This is a genomic window from Paenibacillus sp. ACRRX (assembly GCF_022346885.1).
In the GTDB taxonomy this organism is placed as follows: Bacteria; Bacillota; Bacilli; order Paenibacillales; family Paenibacillaceae; genus Paenibacillus_B.
The window spans coordinates 124,715-146,201 of record NZ_JAKRNK010000002.1 but is presented as its reverse complement, the minus strand read 5'-3'; the positions used below and the strand labels follow the sequence as shown (position 1 = coordinate 146,201).

Genomic DNA, 21,487 nt, shown 5'->3' with positions numbered 1-21,487 from the left:
GAGGAGAACGTGCCAATGAAATTGTTTTGTTTACCATTTGCAGGTGGATCCAAGCGTGCGTATTCACACTGGAATACATTCACTTCTCACGCGATGGAAATAGAAGCTATCGAAATAAGGGGAAGGGGGGAGAGATTTGGTCAGGGCTTTTATCAGGATATATCAGAAGCTGTGGATGATATTTATTCGATGATAAAAGATAAAATTAACGAGGGAAAATATGCGCTATACGGCCATAGTATGGGCACGTTGTTGGCCTACGAGCTGTACTACAAAATTTTAGACGAAGGACAGCAGAAGCCACAGCATATTTTTTTCTCAGGAAGACAATCACCTATCGTGCAGAATAATATGTATGTCAGCTTTAACATGTCTGATGATGAATTTATTGCAAAAATAATTGCACTAGGTGGCATCCATGAAGAGCTAACTCAGAGTAAAGAACTAATGGAGTTTTATTTGCCGATATTAAAAAATGACATCAGAATCATGGAAACCTATAAGTTTCAAGAAAGAACGGAAAGACTAAAATGCAAGATATCTGTGTTAAGTGGATTAGAAGATAAAATTGATAGTATTCAAAAGATTACATGGGACGATTTATGCGAACAGAAGAGCAAGTCCTATTATTTTACGGGCAGCCACTTTTTTATTAATGATCATGTCGATAAAATCGTAAAAATGATTGAAGACGAATTATGCCAGAATAATGAGGTTGGTCATGAACAAATTAAGCAATAAAAAGCGGGCCTTTCTTTTTCAGGGTGTTGGAGCGGACTACCGTGATTTGTTGGATAAGTTTGATAAAGAACAGCTAGAATACCTGAAACAGTACTGTTCCACTGTGAATGAGGAGATTGGGATAGATTTGTATGCCTATCTTATTAACTCTGAAGATAAGGAAAGTGTGCAGTACGATAAGATGTTCTATGATTGGATAGCGATTTATACGTGTGATTATATTGTTTATCAGCATTATGATAATTCCGGCATCAGACCTGCAATGATGGTAGGATACAGTATGGGCTTGATCACCGCTATGGCGTGTGGCAAGTCCATTTCTTTTGCTGCTGGATTGCGAATGCTCCAAACGATATACGAATACCCCAAAGGTCACGCAGATTTATGCAGTATGGGAGTCATCGTAGGCAAAACGTATAGTGAGATTTGCGATATCATTGTCTATTGCAAAACGGAAAATGATGTTTATATCGCTAGCGAAAATAATGATACCTGTCTCGTTATTTCAGGAATCAAGGACAGCGTTCATCAGGTTTTGAAAATAGCTGAACAGGAGGGGGCTATAAAAGCCTCAACCATCAATACGCCATATGCGTTTCATTCTCCTTATGCAGCAAGGGGAATTGATGTGTTCGTAAATTTGGTAGAGAAAACTCCTATTTGTGATGGTGAGATACCGATTGTATCGGTCTTTACTCAGACTGTCATCCAAAGTGCGTCTGATTTAAAGGATGAGCTAATCAAAAACATGGCAAGTCCCATGAATTGGAATGCATCCATTCTAAAATTAGGCGAGTGGGGAGTAAATCAATTTGTTGAAGTTAGCTTGGATGATTCACTTACTAAAATATCAAGGCTCATTAATCTGGATTATGAATTTCTAACGTATAAAAAATTTATTCGATTAAAAAGTACGATGTAAGTAAAAACTATTAAATAGAGGTGTATAACAATGGAAGAAATCAGAAACCAAACACGAGCATTTTTAAGTAAATATATTAAAAATCAGCAATTAAAGGATAACGATGATATTTTTGCAATTGGGGATGTCAATTCTCTATTTGCCATGCAGCTGGTTATGTTTATTGAAAAGGAATTTGGCATCGAAATCGATAACAATGATTTAGACTTGAATAATTTCAAGTCTATTCAGGCGATTGCTACGCTCATAGCGAGCAAACGCGCTGCAGTAGGTCAATGAATTCAAGCACGACAAGGCAATCCAATATGATTTAGGGGGAGAAAAAGATGAAGGTGATTGGAGTCATTGGTGCAGGCGTTATGGGGACAGGCATTGCACATCATTTTGCATTAGCCGGGTATGACGTAATACTCGTTGATATTTCAGAAGATATTCTTACGAGAGCCAAAGAACAAGTTGCCAGTAACATTCGTTTTCAAGGCTTGTACCACAAAGATCTAACCGTGGAGAAGCCTGAAACCATCCTGAATCGAATTTGCTTTACCGTTAATTATGATTTATTAAAGGATGCAGACTACGTCATTGAGAATGTTCCAGAGAAATGGGAGATTAAAAAAGACGTATATCTAACACTTGATCAGATCTGTCCTGATCATTGTATTTTTGCTGTAAACACCTCTTGTATTTCAATTACCAAAGTTGCTTCTCTTACCAAGAGGCCGACTAAGGTCATCGGCTCGCATTATATGAATCCGGTAATAATGAAACCGGTGGTAGAGGTTATCAAGGGTTACCATACTTCGGAGGAAACCATTGCAGCCACCATTGAGCTTCTTGCCACTTTGAATAAAGAGGCTATTGTGGTTAACGACTTACCAGGGTTTGTGTCCAATCGTATTTCTCATCTGATGATGAATGAGGCTGCATTTGTCGTTCAGGATCAAGTGGCAGAACCAAAGGATGTAGACGATATTTTCAAAAAATGCTTTGGACACAAAATGGGACCGCTTGAAACTGCTGATTTGATAGGTCTGGATACCGTTGTGCATTCACTAGACATTTTATATGAGAGCTATCAGGATTCGAAATTTCGCTGCTGTCCGCTTCTTCGCAAAATGGTAGAAGCAGGGACACACGGTAGGAAAACCGGACAAGGGTTTTATTCTTATCCGATGTACGAGCGCAGTTTAGTGCAAGTTTAAAAAATGATGATGGCAATGCTTTGAAGTTAGATTATTTCAAGTCGCAGTGTTGCATACAACACAGGAAACAATAGATCTTGAACAAGGGAATCGTGATCGGTGAGGGAGCGGGTAGTGGTGGCTCCAAGCTGAGTGCGATTCTTTTTGTTTTAGCTCTCGACAGGAGGAAAAATGGAAAACACAAGCGAACCTAAAAAACGGTTATGGTCAATGAATTTCTTTTTACTCTGGCAAGGACAACTGGTTTCTACTTTAGGTGATTCGATCTATGAAATCGCCTTAACTTTTTGGATACTTTATGAAACAGGTTCGCCAGGGTTAATGGGTGCACTTTTGGCGGCAACTTTGCTTCCCAAAGTCCTCATATCTCCTTTTGCAGGCGTAATTGTAGATCGCACCGACAGAAGAAAAATGATCCTATTAATGGATTTCATTCGAGGTGTATGTATTGTTTTTGTGGGTATTGCAGCAATTTTTGGATTTCTTGAAGTTTGGATGGCATTTGTAGCAGGGATTATTCTCGGGATATGCGCTGCATTTTTTAATCCCGCAGTCACGTCAACGATCCCAGATATTGTTCCTTCGTCTCAAATTGTACAAGCTAGTGCTAACTTAAGTATGTTACGTGCCATTTCTCAGATAATAGGACCTTCATCAGGCGGTGTGTTATATCATCTTGTGGGCCCGCCGATTCTATTTTTATGTAATGGCATATCTTATATTGTTTCATTTTTCTTCTCATTTTTCATGAAAATTCCGAAGTCAACGAGTCAGGATCAACAATATAATTTCTGGCAGGATATGAAGGACGGATTTGCTTATGTCTGGAAAATGAAAGGGCTTAAAGACTTAATTATTCTGGCAGGTTTTTTAAACTTTTTTGCAACGATAAGTATTGTATTGCTTGCACCCATGTTTAAAAATGCCGTGAATCTGGGAGAAGTAAAATACGGGATTGCAATGGCGATCTTTACGCTAGGTATGCTCGCGGGAATGATTTTTACATCTGTATATCGTATCAAGCCTGAAAACAAAAGTATGGTGCTTACGGTTTCAGGGCTGTTATCAGGGATTGTTTTTGCAACTGCAGTCATGATGAACCATTTTATACTTATGGCCATTTTGTTATTTATCGGTGGGATATTCAACGCAATTGTCAATGTATTGATCGAATCGACCATACAGCTGACGGTGACCCAGGAAATGAGGGGCAAGGTATCATCACTCAAGGGAACACTTACAATGGGACTTGCGCCGCTGGCTATGTTTTTAGGAGGTATTTTAGGCGAATTTTTCCCGATAAAGTACATTGTATTTTCAGGTTTCATGGCAACGACCGTTTTATTTATCCCCTTATTTTTCTTAAAGTCCTTTAAAGCTTTTATTCAATACAATCCAGAAAAACATAAAATTGGAGCATAATCATTTTGAGGAAAAGGGAGTGAGTGCATGGAGCAAGAGATTGATAAATATAAAGTGGCTCTAAAAAAAGCTGCAGCCAAAATAGAAGAGCTGTCCACCATCATTCATGATCAAAAAAGCAATGAAGAAATTGCTGTAATAGGCTATTCGTGTCGGTTTCCCGGCGACGCTTCAAATCCTGAAGGGTTTTGGAACGTTCTGGCTAACGGATTAGATACCGTTACTGATATTAACCCGGATCGATTCGATTATCACGACTACTACAGCGATAATCCCGACGATGAAGGTAAAATGATTACAAAAAGCGCATCATTTTTGCAGGATAATATTAGAGATTTTGATAACATCCATTTTGGCCTATCTGCCATAGAAGCTGCATCAATAGACCCCCAACAGAGACTCCTATTGGAGGTTAGCTGGGAAGCTATGGAGAATTCGGCGCTGAACATTGAGGAGCTGAAAGGAAGCAAGACAGGCGTATTTATAGGAATAAGCGCTTATGAGTATGCCAACGCAGAATTGTTCTCAGGCGATGCTTCTGATATTACGCCGTACTCTACAGTAGGCGTCTCGCTTGGCTCTGCAGCTGGAAGATTATCATACTTTTATGATTTCAAAGGACCAGCGATAACCTGTGATACGGCCTGCTCGTCTTCCATCTCAGCATTAAGTATGGCTGTGGACAGCTTGAGGAATAACCAGTGTGACATGGCCATTGTTGGGGGCTCTAATCTATTACTAACACCAGAGCCGTTTATAGGACTATCAAAGTTCAATGGTTTGTCCAAAGATGGAAAATGCAGAGCTTTTGATGATGAGGCAGATGGTTTTGGAAGAGGCGAGGGTTGTGGTGTCATTATACTCAAAAGGTTAAAAGACGCTAACCACGCTGGAGATGAAGTCGCTGCCGTGGTAAAAAGTGTCGCGATCGGACAAGACGGCAAGTCAAACGGTTTTACGGCTCCTAACGGGCTGTCTCAACAAAGCGTAATCAGACAAGCATTACATAATGCGAAATTAACGGTCGATGATATCGATTTTATTGAGACGCATGGAACGGGGACCCCGCTAGGTGACCTGATCGAAGTACAGTCGATATCTGAGGTGTTTAAAAATAAAAAAGACCCTATTCTGATTGGATCTGTCAAACCGAACATCGGACATTTAGAAGCTGCTTCTGGAATGGCTGGATTGATTAAAGTCATTTCGTCGATTGAAAATAAGAAAATATTGCCCAACATTTATTATAAAAATCCTAATAAGAACATTTCATGGGAGAAGGTTAGGATTGCAGAGCAATTTAAGGACTGGCATAAGCCCGGTGGAATTAGAAGAGCTGGTATTAGCTCTTTTGGATTTAGTGGGACCTTGGCGCATGTCATCCTTGAGGAGCCCCCTCAGAACACGGATGAGCAGCTTGATGAATTGCCTACTTATCTATTAACCTTGTCAGCTAAGAATGATAAAGCTTTAAAAGAATATGTAAGCTCTATGAAGGATCATCTGCAAAAGGATAACAGCTCTATCGCAGATATCACGTATACGTCCAATATTAGCCGCTCATTTTTGAACACCAGATTTTCGGCAGTAGGGAAAAGCAAAGAGGACTTGTTAGAGAAAATGGAACTGGTTCTCAATAACAGCAATTATGAACATTTGATTCAAAAAAGCACGGCCAAAGACAAAAAAATAGCTTTTTTATTTACAGGTCAAGGCTCTATTTATGAAGGCATAGCAAAAGATTTTTACACAACGTCTAGTACGTTTAGAGAAACCATGAATTTGTGTAATGAAAAGTTTGAAGCAATCCTTGGCCTATCGATACTTGAAGGGATCTACGGGGAAGACGCAACGCTGCTCAGCAGACCGCTCTATTCACAAGCGGCTATTTTTGCGATTGAGTACGCGTTAACCAAGCTTTGGGGCACATTAGGCATTAAACCTGCAATAATCATAGGTCACAGCATAGGGGAGTATGCTGCAGCATGCTATGCAGGCTTAATAAGCTTGGATGATGTCATTCTCATGATTGCACAGCGTGGAAGAATGATGGAATCCATTGATGTGGAAGGCAAGATGGTCGTTATCCTTACGAATGTGGAATACGTGAAAGCTGCATTAGAGGAAAGCGGATGTAAGCATGTTTCGATAGCAGCGATAAACGCTCCTGACAATGTGACGATATCGGGCCGAAGTGATGAGGTAGATCTCGTTATTGAAATCTTGCAAACCAAGCACAGGGTCTTTTTTAATAAGCTTAACATCCCTCATCCCTACCACTCCTCGTTGATGAAGGATTATGAAAGCATGTATGAGAAAAGTATCGGTGATATTACATTCTCAAATATGCATGTAGCGATGATATCCAGCATTACGGGGAAACTAGAAAAAGAAGATCTGCTGGGCAATAGTAAGTATTGGGTAGAACATCTATCAAAAACGGTTGATTTCCAAAGTGCCATTCAAGAAGCAAAACGACTTGGCGTCGATATCTTTATTGAAATTGGAGGAGATGCGACTCTAAGTGGGTTGGCCAATCAATGTTTAGTTGAAGACGACATGATGTTGTTACCTTCCATGAGAAGAGAAACAGAAAACTATACGCAGTTTTTTAACTCCGTCGCGTCTCTATTTAGGTTAGGGATGGATCTGGATTGGAATTCATTCTATAAGTCCTATAGCAAAAAAAGAGTTAAACTTCCAAATTATCCATTTCAAAAGAAGGAGCTTTGGAGAGAGGTAAGAAGAATGGGGCATAACGTTAGTAATCCCGTGAAAGCAGCGGAATCAGTGATAGATAGGGGAGAAATCACTTATATTTCACAACAATTACAGCATCCGCAGCAAAATCACCAAAATAGCTTACGAGCTAACCACAAAGAGAAAATCAAAACAGAATTAAAAGAAATGATAAAGATTTTAACCGGGCTAAAAATCGAAGAAATTGAGGATGAGCTCAACTTGCTTACGCTGGGCTTTGATTCCTTAGTACTCATCCAACTCAACAAACAAATTACGAATAAGTTTAACCTTTCGATTACATTAAATGAGTTTTTTATTAATTTGGATACTGTTGAGAAGATAACTGAGCATATTAGCAAGCATATTGATTTGTTTGTAGTCGAAGACGAAAGTGCAAATATCCCCGAGCCTGTGTCTGATGAGACGACAAATACGATCTCGGATGCTGAGCCAGCAAATAGCTTTGTAGCTGCTGGCAAGGAGATGAGGTCTTCGCTGAGCACACTCGATGATAACATGGGTGCGATACAAAATATATTTACGTCCCAGATGAAAATTATGGAGGAGCAGCTTGGTATTTTGAAGAATCTAACGAATCCAAGCCATCCAAGCGGTAGGCAGCCGACAGAAAATAAGCTGCCAAGCGTAAAGCATAGTCAGGTGAGTGTGAGCAGCTCGAAGACAGCCCCTTTGACGGTGGATATAAAGGGCCACTATGTTCCCTACAAAAAACTGGATTTAATCGATAATGAAAATTTTAATGAATTACAACAATCCTATATTCGAAATATAGAAAAAAAGTATACAAGTTTCTCTAGAAAATCAAAAGAGAATATTCAAAGATACAGAAAAGTATATGCCAATAATCGAAATGTGGCGGGATTCAGACCTGTCATGAAGGAAATGATTTATCAAATAGTAGCTGAGACCGGACAGGGGTCGAAGCTTCGTGATATAGATGGAAATAATATCGTAGATCTAACGATGGGATTTGGCGTTAATTTACTTGGGCATAATCCGAGCTTTATTAACGAAGCATTAACAGAGGAGCTTGGTAAAGGAATGCCCTTAGGTCCGATGGGTAGGCTGGCAGGAACCGTTGCAGAACAAATCAGCCACTTAACAGGCGTCGAAAGGGTGGCCTTTTATAACTCGGGGACAGAAGCCAATATGGTGGCCGTACGGATAGCTCGCGCAAGTACTGGTAGGAAGAAAATCGTAACTTTTGCGGGCTCCTATCATGGCACCTATGATGGCTTGCTTGGATTGTCTTCCATTGGAGAGGATGGAAACCTGACGACGATCCCGTTAGCGCCAGGTATTATGGACAGCGTGGTCAGTGATTTAGTCATGTTGAATTACAATCAAGAGGCTTCACTAGCGTTTATAAGGGAACACGCGAATGATATAGCAGGTGTCTTAGTGGAGACCGTTCAAAGCAGAAGACCTGATGTACAGCCCAAAGAGTTTCTTAAGCAGCTAAGACAGATCACGGAAGAGAATGGGATTGCCCTCATATTCGACGAGATCATTACGGGTTTTAGAATTTGTGCTGGAGGAGCGCAACAGTATTTTGGGATCAAGGCAGATATTGTAACCTATGGAAAAGTTATAGGTGGCGGAATGCCAATCGGTGTTGTTTCTGGAAAGTCAGAGTTTATGGACTGTATCGATGGAGGCATGTGGAGCTTTGGCGATACCTCAGTTCCGCCTTGTGAGGAGAAGAGAACATTTGTGGCAGGAACTTTTTCGCATCATCCGTTGGCCATGGCTGCTGCTCACGCCTCATTAACCTATATAACTGAGCATAAAGATACGCTTTATAACAAGCTGAATAAAAAAACCAATGATTTTGTGAACCGAGTAAACGCATATTTCGAAGAGCATCATGTCCCTATTAAAGTAGTGCATTTCGGTTCATTATTCAGATTTGTGTTTCGAGGAGATTTTGAAATATTCTTCTTCGGTTTGCTGGAGAAGGGGGTTTATGTCTGGGAGGGACGGAATTGTTTCTTCTCGACCGAACATACAGATGAGGATATCGAATATATTTTTGCTGCCATAAAAATGACGATTGAAGAAATGAGTCAAGCCGGATACCTAGGTGATACGCCGTTGAAACAACGTGCAAATCAGGAGATTCGCCCCACCAATAATGAAGTACCACCCCCTGTACTACCCATGTCATTAATCCAGCAACGATTATATACACTAAGCTCGATTGGTAAAGATGACCCGTACAACATGGTGACAGTCTTGAAGATTAAAGGAGCGCTCGATCGTCAAAAATTTGAGAGCGTACTCAATGAAATTGTAGGGCGACATGAAAGTTTACGAACACGCCTGTTTGTAGAGGACGGGGAGTTTAAGCAAGAGATTGTTGAAAATGTAAATTTTAAGATCGAAATTATTAACAAGGACTTTCAAGAGAATGTAGATGATTTAATTGAAAAATTAGTTACACGCTTTGATCTAGCGGAAGCCCCTTTGTTTAAGGTCATCTTGATCGAAGAGAAGGACGACGAAGGAACGCTAATTTTTAACTTTCATCATACGATAGCAGATGGAATTTCGATGAGCATATTTGTCCAAGAGTTTATGCAGCTGTATGCCAATGAACGTCTTATGCCTGTGAATAAGCAGTATAGAGATTTTGTTGAGTGGGAAACACAGTATTTGATGTCGGACGAGAGGAAGCAAAGTGAACAATATTGGCTGAACAAGTTATCAGGGGATATGAACGTACTGAAGCTGCCAACCGACTTCCCAGCACATGCAGAGTCAGATTTAACGGCAAATACATTCCATATGAAGCTTGGTTCAGAATTGGTTCACGATTTAAAATTAGTATCTATGCGGAATAAATGCTCGTTATTTATGTTGCTAGCTGCTGGGTTTAATCTTTTACTTAAACAGTTAACCAAGAATGAAGAAATATGCATAGGTACCCCTGTAACGAATCGAGCAGATGGATCTTTTGATGAAAGTATTGGCATGTTTACGAATACGATTGTACTTAAAAACAATCTCTCAGATGAAAAGACGTTTACAGCGTTTTTAAATGAAGTCAAGCAAAATTGTTTAGAAGCTTATTCGCATATGTATTATCCATTTAATTTATTGGCAAGTCTCATAAAAAAAGCAAAGAACAGCAGGGAAGGTTTCCTTAATGTTAGGTTTGTGTATGAAAAAACGGACGAAAGAGTACTAACAATTAATAATTTGGGAATCACACCTTATGATTACAAGAGCAAATTATCCGATTTTGATTTTGTCATTGAAATTCTTGAGGAAAATGGCTTATTTCATATTAGTATGACCTATAAATCTGGCCTATTTAAAGAGGAGACAATCGAGAAATGGGGACAAACTTATAAACATATTTTAGAGTTTATTACCCATCATGATAATGACGATAACTCTACGCTTAAACTCAAGGATTTTAGAAATATCGGACAAGATGGAATGGACAAGCTTATTCCAGATGCAAAGCCCGCTCGTGATGCGTTGCCGGTTCCTACAGGTCGTGTCGGTGCAGGTGCAAATTACGAAGCCCCGCGTAATGAAATAGAAGAAGTACTAGCTAAAGTATGGGAAGTCACCTTGGGCTCCAACCCGATCGGCATTAACGATGATTTCTTTCAAATGGGTGGAGATTCGATTAAAGCCATTCAGCTCCTATCACGAGCAAGAGCAAAGGGCTGCAGCTTTGAAGTTGATCATTTATACAAAAACCCCACAATCAAGCAGCTAGTAAAATTTGTAGAGCAGCAGACCAAGCGTAGTCAGGATCCTTTAGCTGGAGAAATATTGTTGACCCCCATTCAGAAGAGGTTTTTTAAACAAGAATATAAGGATCAACATCTGTGGAGCCAAGCCAGGATGTTGTACAGGGAAGTTGGCTTTAAGGTAGACATCGTAAAGAAAGTATTAGATAAACTACTCATTCACCATGATGCATTAAGGATGGTGTATAAGAATGAGAACGGTAATGTCGTTCAAATCAATCGAGGTATCGGTGAAAGTTTGTATGACTTAAATGTATATGAGAATGTATCGGATCAAGAAGTTATCCAAACATGTAATGAAATTCAAACGTGCATGGATCTTGAACAAGGACCGTTGGTTAAACTGGGTTTGTTCAGAATGAGCGCGGGGGACAAGTTATTTATCGTCATCCATGGTCTTATAATTGATGAGGTGTCTTGGAGAATCCTGCTTGAAGATTTCTCAAATGCCTACATGCAAGCTGAAAAGGGAATGAGTATCGTTTTTGCTGAGAAGACGATATCTTTCAAGGAATGGTCGGAAAAGCTGAATGGATATGCGAACTCTTACAGTGTTAAAAGGCAGGATGAATATTGGAAAAGCTTATGTGACACCGGCATCAAAAAATTGCCAAGGGAAAGAGGTAAACTTGCATGGGGTTCAACAAACAAGTTCTAGAGCTTGGTGAACAAGTTACCGAAGCTTTACAGGAAAGGATAAATAAAGCCTATCGTACAAACATGATAGATGTTTTATTATCTACTTTAGCCCTAACGATCCGTGATTGGACAAACGAAGCTAACACATTGATTACTTTGATAAGCCATGATAGAGAAGAACAAATAAAAACGATAGATATAAGCAGAACTGTAGGGTGCTTCAGCTCACAATTTCCAGTTCTTCTAAGGGCTTACGATGATCTCGGAGATACGATTAAACATACAAAAGATATGATGCGACGAGTTCCGAATCAGGGTAGGTTCTATGAAATGATGACGTTTGTATCCAGTGAGGACTTACATCATGTCGAGCCTGAAATTAGTTTTAATTATTTAGGCAAACTAGATATGGATACGAGTGGAGATTTATGTGAAATTACGAGTGATGAGTACATTATCCGCTCCTCCAAGCATCCGGCAAGCACACACTCGCTTGGCATCGAAACTGCTCTAATAAAAAACAAATTAATGATTTCTATATTCTACGAAGAAGACGATTTTTATGCGGGTACCATTGAGAAGCTGTTGGCCACATATCAAGACTATTGGACACGCTTAATTCATCATTGTACAGCTAAACAGGAAGCAGAAATAACCGTAACAGATATTACGCTTGAAGATGTATCAATAGATCAATTGTCCGCCTATAAGCATGAGCTTAACAATATTAAAAACATATACCCTCTTGCTCCTATGCAAGAGGGTATGCTTTATCACGCCTTGACGGATGAATTGGATACGTATATTAAGCTATCGTGCTTTCAGGTAGAAGGGGAAATCGATCTAGCGGCCCTAGATAAGGCTTTTAACATCGTTATCGAACGACATGATATTATAAGAACGATATTTGATTACTCTTCATTTAAACAAAATATGCAGGTGGTTTATCGAAACCGTAAAGCTGCGGTAGAGTATATCGACATTACAGATCAAGGCGATAATAATGAAGCATATTTAGAACAGTTAATCAGACAATATCGTACAAAACGCTTCGATTTAAGCAAAGACATGTTATTACGAATAGTTCTTGTCCGGATGAAAGAGAATGTCTACAGCATGATATTCCATCTTCATCATATTCTTATGGATGGATGGTGCAACAGCCTAATCTTAATTGAATTATTTAAAATTTATAATGAATTAAAGCATGGCATTAAAGCAAGTCTGAACGAAGTAGTGCCTTATTTCACTTATATTGATTGGTTGAAAAATAAGGATATTAATGAAGCAACAGCGTACTGGAAAGAGTACTTGTATGAATATAAAGAAGTTACAAAAATACCTTTTGAAAAAGAGAGTAAAACGAATGAAATCATCAATAATGAGACGGTATTGGTTATAGACGAGGAAAAAACAGCATGCATAACACGTATCGCTCAGGAAAGTAAAGTTACGGTTAATACCGTGATTCAAAGCATCTGGGCGCTTCTTCTTAACAAATACAATAACACGGATGACATTGTATACGGTTATGTCGTGTCAGGAAGAAATGCTGAAATAGAAGGCGTGGAAGTTATTCCAGGACTGTTTATTAATACGATCCCACTCCGTGTGAAGTTTGCAGAAAACTTGCAGTATCAAGACTTGATGAAGCACATCAGCAGCATTACACTGCAAAACAGCAAATATGATTATGTAAGTCTAGCAGAGATCCAAAATCAGAGTGAGGTTAAGAGTGATTTGATCAGCAGCCTCCTTGTATTTGAAAACTATCCGATCGATGAGAAGCAGTTAAATGAAGAAATTTTGAAAAACAAGGATATAAAAATACTTAATTCTGTGTTTGTACTACCTCATCAACTTATTGAAGGTACGAACTATAACTTAACGCTAGTTGTCAATCAAGACGACACAACGTCGATCAATTTCATATATAATAATAACGCTTATTCAGAAGAGGGTATTTCAAAGATTATAGCTGGATTTGATGCTGTTGTTACTCAGATTATTGAAAACCGACATATAAGCATTAAAGATATTGAGATAGTTGATGATGAGGACAAGCATCGGATTCTACATGAGTTTAATCATACGCACAGTCAGTATCCGAAGGATAAGTCTATTGTCCAACTGTTTGAGGAGCAAGTAGAGAAAGTACCCAATCATACAGCATTGATCTATCAGGATGAACATGTAACTTATGATGAACTTAATGAGAGAGCCAATCGTCTAGCTCATCATTTAAGACAAAAGGGTGTTGGGAAAAATGTTTTAGTTGGTATTATCGGAGAACGTTCGGTGCAAATGGTTATCGGTATTTTGGGCATCCTCAAGGCTGGCGGGGCCTATTTGCCCATTGATCCGAAATATCCGACAGAACGGATGATAACCCTGCTTGCAGATTCAAACACGGAATTGCTGCTTACCCAATCAACCTATATGGAAGCGTTGCGACAGAACATCGGAAGTCATATAGAAGTAATGCTTATGGAGCAAGTCCCTGAGGAGTTGTCGTCGGAAAGGTGTACCAATCCGCCGTGGATGAACAGCTCCTCTGATTTGGCATATGTTATGTATACATCTGGCTCTACAGGGAAACCAAAAGGGGTTATGGTTGAGCATAAGAGTGTTGTACGACTAGTTAGAAACACGAATTACGTCGAATTTGCAGAAGGCGATCGGATATTACAAACGGGATCCGTAGTATTTGACGCATCCACATTTGAGCTTTGGGGGGCCTTGCTGAACGGGATCAGCTTGGTTTTGGTTGATGAGCATGTTCTCTTGCATGCAGAAAGGTTAGGACAAGAAATCAGGAAGAACCTAATTACAACGATGTGGCTGACCTCTCCGTTATTTAACCAACTCGTTCAACAGGATGTAACCATATTTACGGGACTGAAGACCCTAGTCGTGGGCGGAGATGCTTTGTCAGGAGAGCACATTAATCAAGTAAGAATGGCTCATCAGTCTCTGAATCTGATTAATGGGTATGGTCCAACGGAAAATACAACTTTTTCGACCTATTTTGCTATTGAGAAAGAGTTCAGCAGTTCCATCCCGATTGGAAAAGCGATCAGCAATTCAAACGCATATATCCTGGACCGTCACAACCATCTGCAGCCGATTGGAGTCGCAGGTGAACTTTGCGTTGCCGGAGACGGATTGGCTCGCGGGTACTTGAATAATGCGGCATTAACGGCAGAAAAGTTTGTTCCGAACCCGTTTGAACCAGGTGCACGAATGTATAAAACAGGTGACTTGGCTCGCTGGCTGCCTGATGGAAATATCGAATATTTGGGCCGGATTGATGAACAGGTTAAAATTCGAGGCTTCCGCATCGAACCAAACGAAATCGCCCAGCATTTGCTGCTGCACGAGCAGATTCAAGATGCAATCGTAGTGGCCCGTACAGGAGAGGACGGACAGGCATATTTGTGCGCGTATGTCGTCAGCGACGTTGAACTGCCCGCATCAGCGCTGCGTGAGCATATAGCTCAATCGCTGCCGAGTTACATGATCCCGTCGTACTTCGTACAGATGGAGCGATTACCATTAACCCCTAACGGCAAAGTAGACCGTAAAGCATTACCAGAGCCAGACGGTGAGATACATACTGGAGTAGAATATATCGCGCCTCGAAATGACATGGAGCAATCAATTGCACAGGTTTGGGAAAAGATCCTAGGTGTAAGAAATGTGGGGATCAATGACGAGTTTTTCGCCCTAGGTGGAGACTCCATAAAAGCCATCCAAGCTATTTCGCAAATGAGCAATAAAGGGTATTCGTTTGAGATCAAGGATTTGATGGCAAGTCCAAGAATTAAAGATTTGATCGTTCATATTAAACATACAAAAAAAACCATTGATCAAAGTGAAGTATCAGGTGAAATTGAGCTTACACCTATTCAAAAATGGTTTTTAGAAGAAGAACATATTATTAAGGATCATTTTAATCAGGAGCTAATGCTGTTCAGTAAAGATGGCTTTAGAGAAGACAGAATTGAGCGAGCTTTTGATCAAATTGTGCAGCATCATGATATTTTACGAGCAACCTATGTAAACCAGAAATTTATCAATAGAGAAGTAACCAATAAGTTATATGACTTGTGTATTTATGACCTTACGGGAACAGAGATTGCAAATGAATATATAACAGACTTATGCACCGAGCTCCAAGCAAGTATGAAGTTAGCGAAAGGACCGCTTGTAAAATTAGGATTGTTTAAAACGGACAAGGGTGATTATTTGCTTGTATCCATCCATCATATGGTTGTAGATGCCGTGTCATGGAGAATTATTATGGATGATTTTGAGACGCTTTATGACGGACAAGAACAGAAATTACCTTTAAAAACCACCTCCTTTCAAGAATGGGCGTCCAAGCAAAAACAATATGCCAGCGGTTCGGCATTAAAAAATGAACTTAAATACTGGAATAGCATTGGAGAATCGGAAATTAAAGAGCTCGATAAGGAGAAAGTACCCCAAAATATACATGGCGCTAAGATCGTTAAACAGACCATCGTACTGGATAAGGCGTATACTGAAAAGTTATTAACTAAGGTAAATAAGGCGTACGCAACGGAAATCAATGATATCCTTTTATCAGCCCTGACCTTTACAGTGGGTAATTTCAACCAAACCGAACGAATCCTAATTAATCTAGAGTCCCACGGCAGGGAACAAATCATAGACGATGTAGATATAACAAGGACAGTTGGGTGGTTCACCAGTCAGTATCCTGTAGTCCTGCACACCAAAGAACACGTATCAGACTTAATAAAACATACAAAGGATACACTGCGACGAATCCCTTGTAAAGGGATAGGTTATGGAATGCTGAAATATTTATCACCTTTTGAATTGAATGCGTTACGTAAACCAGACGTAAGCTTTAATTATTTGGGACAGTTCGATGAGAATATTTCAGGTGAAAACTTTACGTTATCAGATATTTCACCGGGGGATTCGGTGAGTAAGGATAGCGGCAGATTGTACCCTCTGAATATTTCAGCAATGGTACTCCACAAACAATTTAGTCTGACCCTGAGCTATATCAGGGAAGAATTTAACGATGACACGATTGAAGGATTGTTACAGCACTACATGGAGAGTCTTAAACTGATTATTGATCATTGCATATCCCAGGAATATGTAGAATTAACCGCGTCGGATCTTACAGATGAGAACATAGCGTGGGAAGAATTAGCTCCATACCTCAAGCAAATCGACAATATGAAACGAATATACCCGTTAACTCCGATGCAGGAAGGGCTGCTTTTCCATTCGATGGCGGATAAAGGTGAATACTACCATGTAAATATGGAACTTAGGGTGATCGGAGACCTGAACGAAGAGTTATTTAACAAGAGCTTTAGGGAGCTCGTTGCCCGCCATGACGTATTTCGAACCAATTTTGACAGCAGTAGTTTTAAAGAAAATATGCAGATCGTTTACAAATCCAGAGAGGCTGAACTCACGTACCTCGATATCCGAGATTTACAGGTCGATAGAGAAGCGTATATTGAACAGCTGGTCATAGAGGATAGGAAAAGAGGCTTTGATTTATCTAAAGATATTCTAATAAGACTTTTTGTAGTGAGGATGCATGAACAGGAATACAGTTTGATTTTAAGCAATCACCATATTATTTTGGACGGATGGTCTTTCGGAATCATAAGCAGTGAATTGTTCCACATCTATAGTTGTCACTTGCAAAACTCTCTTGTGGAGGCGAAGAAAGTAAGACCTTACGAAGCGTATATCAAGTGGATAGGATCGCAGGATATGACAGCGGCCTTGAACTATTGGGATGTGTACTTAAAGGGATACGGCACTACAATTGAAATTCCGTTTAAAAAGGCTTTAGCAGCCAAAGGAAAACCACAAGAGGTCATTTTAAGCCTAGATAAAGATATGACTAGACAAATCGAGGTTCTGGCAAAACACACTAACGTTACAATTAATACGATCTTCCAGAGTGTATGGGCGATCCAGCTTCAGCGATACAATAATGTGGATGATATCGTGTTCGGATATATAGTGTCGGGTAGAACAACAAAAATAAATGGAATTGATGAAATGGTTGGTTTGTTTATAAATACCATTCCATTGCGTGTGAATACAACGCATGAGAAAAGATATACAGAAGTGCTGCAAAAAATAAAATCGGATTTTAATGAGAGCGAGCCTTATCAATACTGCTCGATAGCTGAGGTTCAGAAGCTTACTGAGGTTGGTACTGGTCTTATCAATGGGCTGATGGTTTTTGAAAATTATCCGATTGACGAAGATATGATTAATAAGGATATTCAAGAGCAGATATATCTCAACATTAGCTCTGCTCGGATTTTTGAGGAAACAAATTATAGCTTTAATATCAAAGTTATTCCAGGGGCAGAGCTTGTTGTTAAATTTGATTACAACGATGGAGTATACGATGCAGAAGAAGTTAACAAAATAAAAAACCATTTCTCGAATATTTTAAACCAGATCATTACCAATCCGAATATGCGGATTGATGAGATTGAAATTTTGGGAACGGACGAGAAAAGTGAAGTATTGGTAGATTTGAACGATACCTATATGGATTATCCAAAAGAGGATACGATTCAAGGCCTCTTTGAATATCAAGTTACGAGAAATCCAGAAAAAACAGCGGTTATGTTTGGCGAAGATACAATAAGCTACGGTGAAATCAATAAGAGAGCAAATGCATTAGCCAATCTTCTCAGAGATAAAGGGATAAGTGCAGCGTCCATCGTACCGATTATGATGGATCGGTCCATTGACATGGTTGTTGGCGTACTTGCCATCTTAAAGGCAGGTGCTGCTTATCTGCCTATTGATTCGGACTATCCTGAAGATCGAATCAATTTTATTTTAAAAGACAGTAAAGCCGAAATGATGCTTTCAACTCTTAAGCTTACGCAAATGAGAGCACTTGAAATTAATGAGGTTATTGATTTAGAAGATGCGGGACTTTATGCGCTCGCTCATGAACAAGTCGATAATATCAACCGTTCGAATGATTTGGCCTATGTGATCTACACTTCGGGAACGACCGGAAAGCCTAAAGGCGTTATGGTTGAGCATAAAGGCGTTCTTAACTTGAAGTATTGGTTCGAGAGCGATCTGGGGATCGGGAAAGATGAAAATATACTGCAATTTGCCAGTATTGCCTTTGACGCATTCTCGTGGGAGCTCTTTATGGCGCTTTTGCTCGGTAATACACTCTGTATCCCTGATAAGGATGTGCTGCTTAGCGCTGACTTGTTAAACGAGTATATTAGTACACACGGGATTACAACTCTAACATTACCTCCATTCGTAGCAGCTAATGTAGAGGCAGTGAACGGATTAAAGCGGGTAATCACCGCAGGCAGTGAACTGAAGTACGAACAAATTTCACACCTACTCGGTAAGGTAGAGGTTATCAATGCATATGGCCCAACAGAGGATACCGTATGCACAACAACCTGCAAGCTATCACCAGAGCATGAAGCCAAAATTACAATTGGAACTCCTATTAGTAATCATCGAGTATTGATACTGGATACCCATAATAAACTGGTACCAACGGGGATCACCGGTGAATTGTGCATCGCGGGTGTGGGATTAGCAAGAGGATACTTAAACAATGAACAATTAACGCAAGAAAGATTTATAGTTAACCCTTATCAAGAAGGAGAGCGCCTGTATAAAACAGGAGACATGGCAAGATGGCTGCTCGATGGAAATATTGAATATGTGGGACGCATCGACCATCAAGTTAAAATAAGAGGTTATCGGATTGAAATAGGCGAAATTGAACAGAACCTATTACAACTGGCGCAGGTGTCCCAAGTTGCTGTTGTCGATAAGGAAATGGATGGAATTAAGTATTTGTGCGCTTATTATGTATCTGATCTGGAAATTGCCATCCATGTACTAAGGGATTCTTTGAGTAAGAAATTGCCTGCCTATATGATACCTGCTCATTTTATCCGTATGGAATCGTTGCCATTTAATTTGAACGGTAAGGTTGATCGAAAGCAATTACCTGAAATTGAAGGTGTAATAAAGACAGGCACCCACTATGAGGAAGCTGAAAATGAAATGGAAGCTCTCATGATAAATATATGCAAGGATGTATTAGGATTGCAGCAGCTAGGCGTAAGGGACAACTTATTTGAGGTGGGAGGAGATTCAATACGAATTGCTAAAATACACAAAGAATTAAAAAAGGTTAATATCCAAATATCAATTAAGGATATTTTCTATTATGAAAATATACGTGATATTTATAAACACTGGGCAAATAAACAAATGGATTTTAATGAAGCGGGACATGTGGCCACGGAACCTATTTTAACGAGCCTCTTGCAATGGGAGCAGTCACTAACCGACCAGCTTAAAGAGTTTAGTAAAAAGATAGTAAATGAGAACAAAATGATTCAGGCTTATCCACTATCCGCGATGCAGGAAATTCTACTACATACTAACAAAACATATAGTGGTGCGATATTGGATTTTAACCATAAGGTTAATGTACAGCTGCTGCGAAAGAGCATTGAATGTGTTATTAACGAGCAAGACTTATTAAGAAGTACTGTCATAAAATCAGATCATCAAACCATGATCCAACAGTATGACGTGGTTAAGGGAATTGAGATACCTTATCTGGACCTAGAGCATGCCGGTGAAGAGCAACAAGATGCCATTCAAGCCTACATTCATGAGCTTTATGGAGAACATTTAGAGCGTGCAGATATTTTTGGCAGCTTGTTGTATAAAGTAATCATGGTCAAGTTCGCTGAGAATGATTTTAAAGTATATATGCCATTTAATCATTTAATTTTTGATGCAATGAGCTTCGAAATCATCCAAGCGAGCATACGGCAAGCCTATTCAAACAATGGTGAATTAGTAAGACATGACATTTTGCAATATGAGCATTATGTTACAGAGCAGTTGAAGGGACCTCAAGGCATAACGGAAAAAGAACTGATCGAGAAATATAAGCTAAATGATTTTCACGCCAGCTATAGCCAGTATTTCAAAAAATATAAGGAAGCATCATTAATAAATACTACTATTTCCATTCCGATAACAGACGACATTCGTGAATCCATAGAAGATATGTCATGGGATATATCCTTGAAAATATTTTTGAAAGTTCTAGAGCTTAATTTCGAGCTTGATACGATACCGTTTGCAATCCTGCATACAGGAAGAAAATATCAGGCAAACAATTATTATCATACAATTGGGGCGTTTATTGATATTTTGCCTATAAGCGTACGATGTGATCAACATCTAGCTTTTGAAGAGATTAATGAATTAATTAGCTTTGCATACGAGAAAAACATAAATTTTGCAGCATTGATGTCTCGTGAGGAACCGAAGAACAAGTATAAAAAGGTGAGACGCGCCATAAAGGATATCTACAGCTCAGAAGCAATCCGAATACCGATTTTTAACTATCTGGGTATGTATGATTCACAATCAGAGATGGTGGAAGAGCTCAGCAGAATTAAGGAGATTTACGGTAGTCAGACAAACAATGTATCTACCGAGATCGCGATTGCCGTAAAAGAGGATGAACTAATGATCAGGTTATTCTGCGAGGAGTACCAAATAACAAGGATTACACAAGAACTTCATAGCTTGATGAATAACTTTAATAAATTGCTCTTCATCTAAAAGATTCGTGAAACATGTTAAAGACTGGACACATTCACATCAAGAGAAAAAGTGATCATATAGTTTGTTAATGTAAAGCTGGCCCACCCCAAGGCATATCTTTGCTCTGCATGCTGAATAAAGTTTAGCAGTAAGCGTAGCGGTGATATGTCTTCAGGGTGGTATTAGCCACAGTTCATGTATCGGATGCAGCGCATAAAACCTTATGAAACTGTTGGTCAGTGGATTTATTTATATTTTATACATATGTACAAAATACGATAAGATTAGAATAATAGTATTTCAATATTAAAAAGGGTTTTGACAATGGGGATGACCTGGGAAAAAAATCATAAATGGGAAAT

7 protein-coding genes are annotated in these 21,487 nt (G+C 39.4%); all 7 read left to right on the top strand.

Annotated features, from left to right (window positions below; genetic code table 11):
* Nucleotides 1-15 precede the first annotated feature (15 nt).
* The 7 genes from MH117_RS06515 (at nt 16) to MH117_RS06485 (ending at nt 21,143) form a co-directional block, all read left to right on the top strand.
* Nucleotides 16-741, top strand: coding sequence for a thioesterase II family protein (locus tag MH117_RS06515; protein ID WP_239327874.1), 726 nt, complete (start codon nt 16-18; stop codon nt 739-741).
* Nucleotides 722-1,663: an ACP S-malonyltransferase gene (locus MH117_RS06510; protein ID WP_239327873.1), complete on the top strand. Its 942-nt coding sequence runs from the start codon at nt 722-724 to the stop codon at nt 1,661-1,663. Before MH117_RS06515 ends, MH117_RS06510 begins: the two co-directional genes overlap by 20 nt.
* Before the next feature lie 30 nt (nt 1,664-1,693).
* Complete coding sequence (locus tag MH117_RS06505) at nt 1,694-1,942, top strand: acyl carrier protein (RefSeq protein ID WP_239327872.1); 249 nt, start codon at nt 1,694-1,696, stop codon at nt 1,940-1,942.
* 47 nt (nt 1,943-1,989) lie between these two features.
* Nucleotides 1,990-2,865: a 3-hydroxyacyl-CoA dehydrogenase family protein gene (locus MH117_RS06500; RefSeq protein WP_239327871.1), complete on the top strand. Its 876-nt coding sequence runs from the start codon at nt 1,990-1,992 to the stop codon at nt 2,863-2,865.
* A gap of 171 nt (nt 2,866-3,036) precedes the next feature.
* On the top strand, nt 3,037-4,287 hold the full coding sequence (locus MH117_RS06495; RefSeq protein WP_239327870.1) for an MFS transporter: 1,251 nt from the start codon (nt 3,037-3,039) through the stop codon (nt 4,285-4,287).
* A 27-nt stretch (nt 4,288-4,314) separates the two neighbouring features.
* A complete protein-coding gene (locus MH117_RS06490) occupies nt 4,315-11,475 on the top strand; it encodes a type I polyketide synthase (protein WP_275444553.1) in 7,161 nt (2,386 codons plus the stop codon).
* Nucleotides 11,451-21,143, top strand: coding sequence for a non-ribosomal peptide synthetase (locus MH117_RS06485; RefSeq protein ID WP_275444552.1), 9,693 nt, complete (start codon nt 11,451-11,453; stop codon nt 21,141-21,143). The genes MH117_RS06490 and MH117_RS06485 overlap by 25 nt, the downstream gene beginning before the upstream one ends.
* Nucleotides 21,144-21,487: the final 344 nt, after the last annotated feature.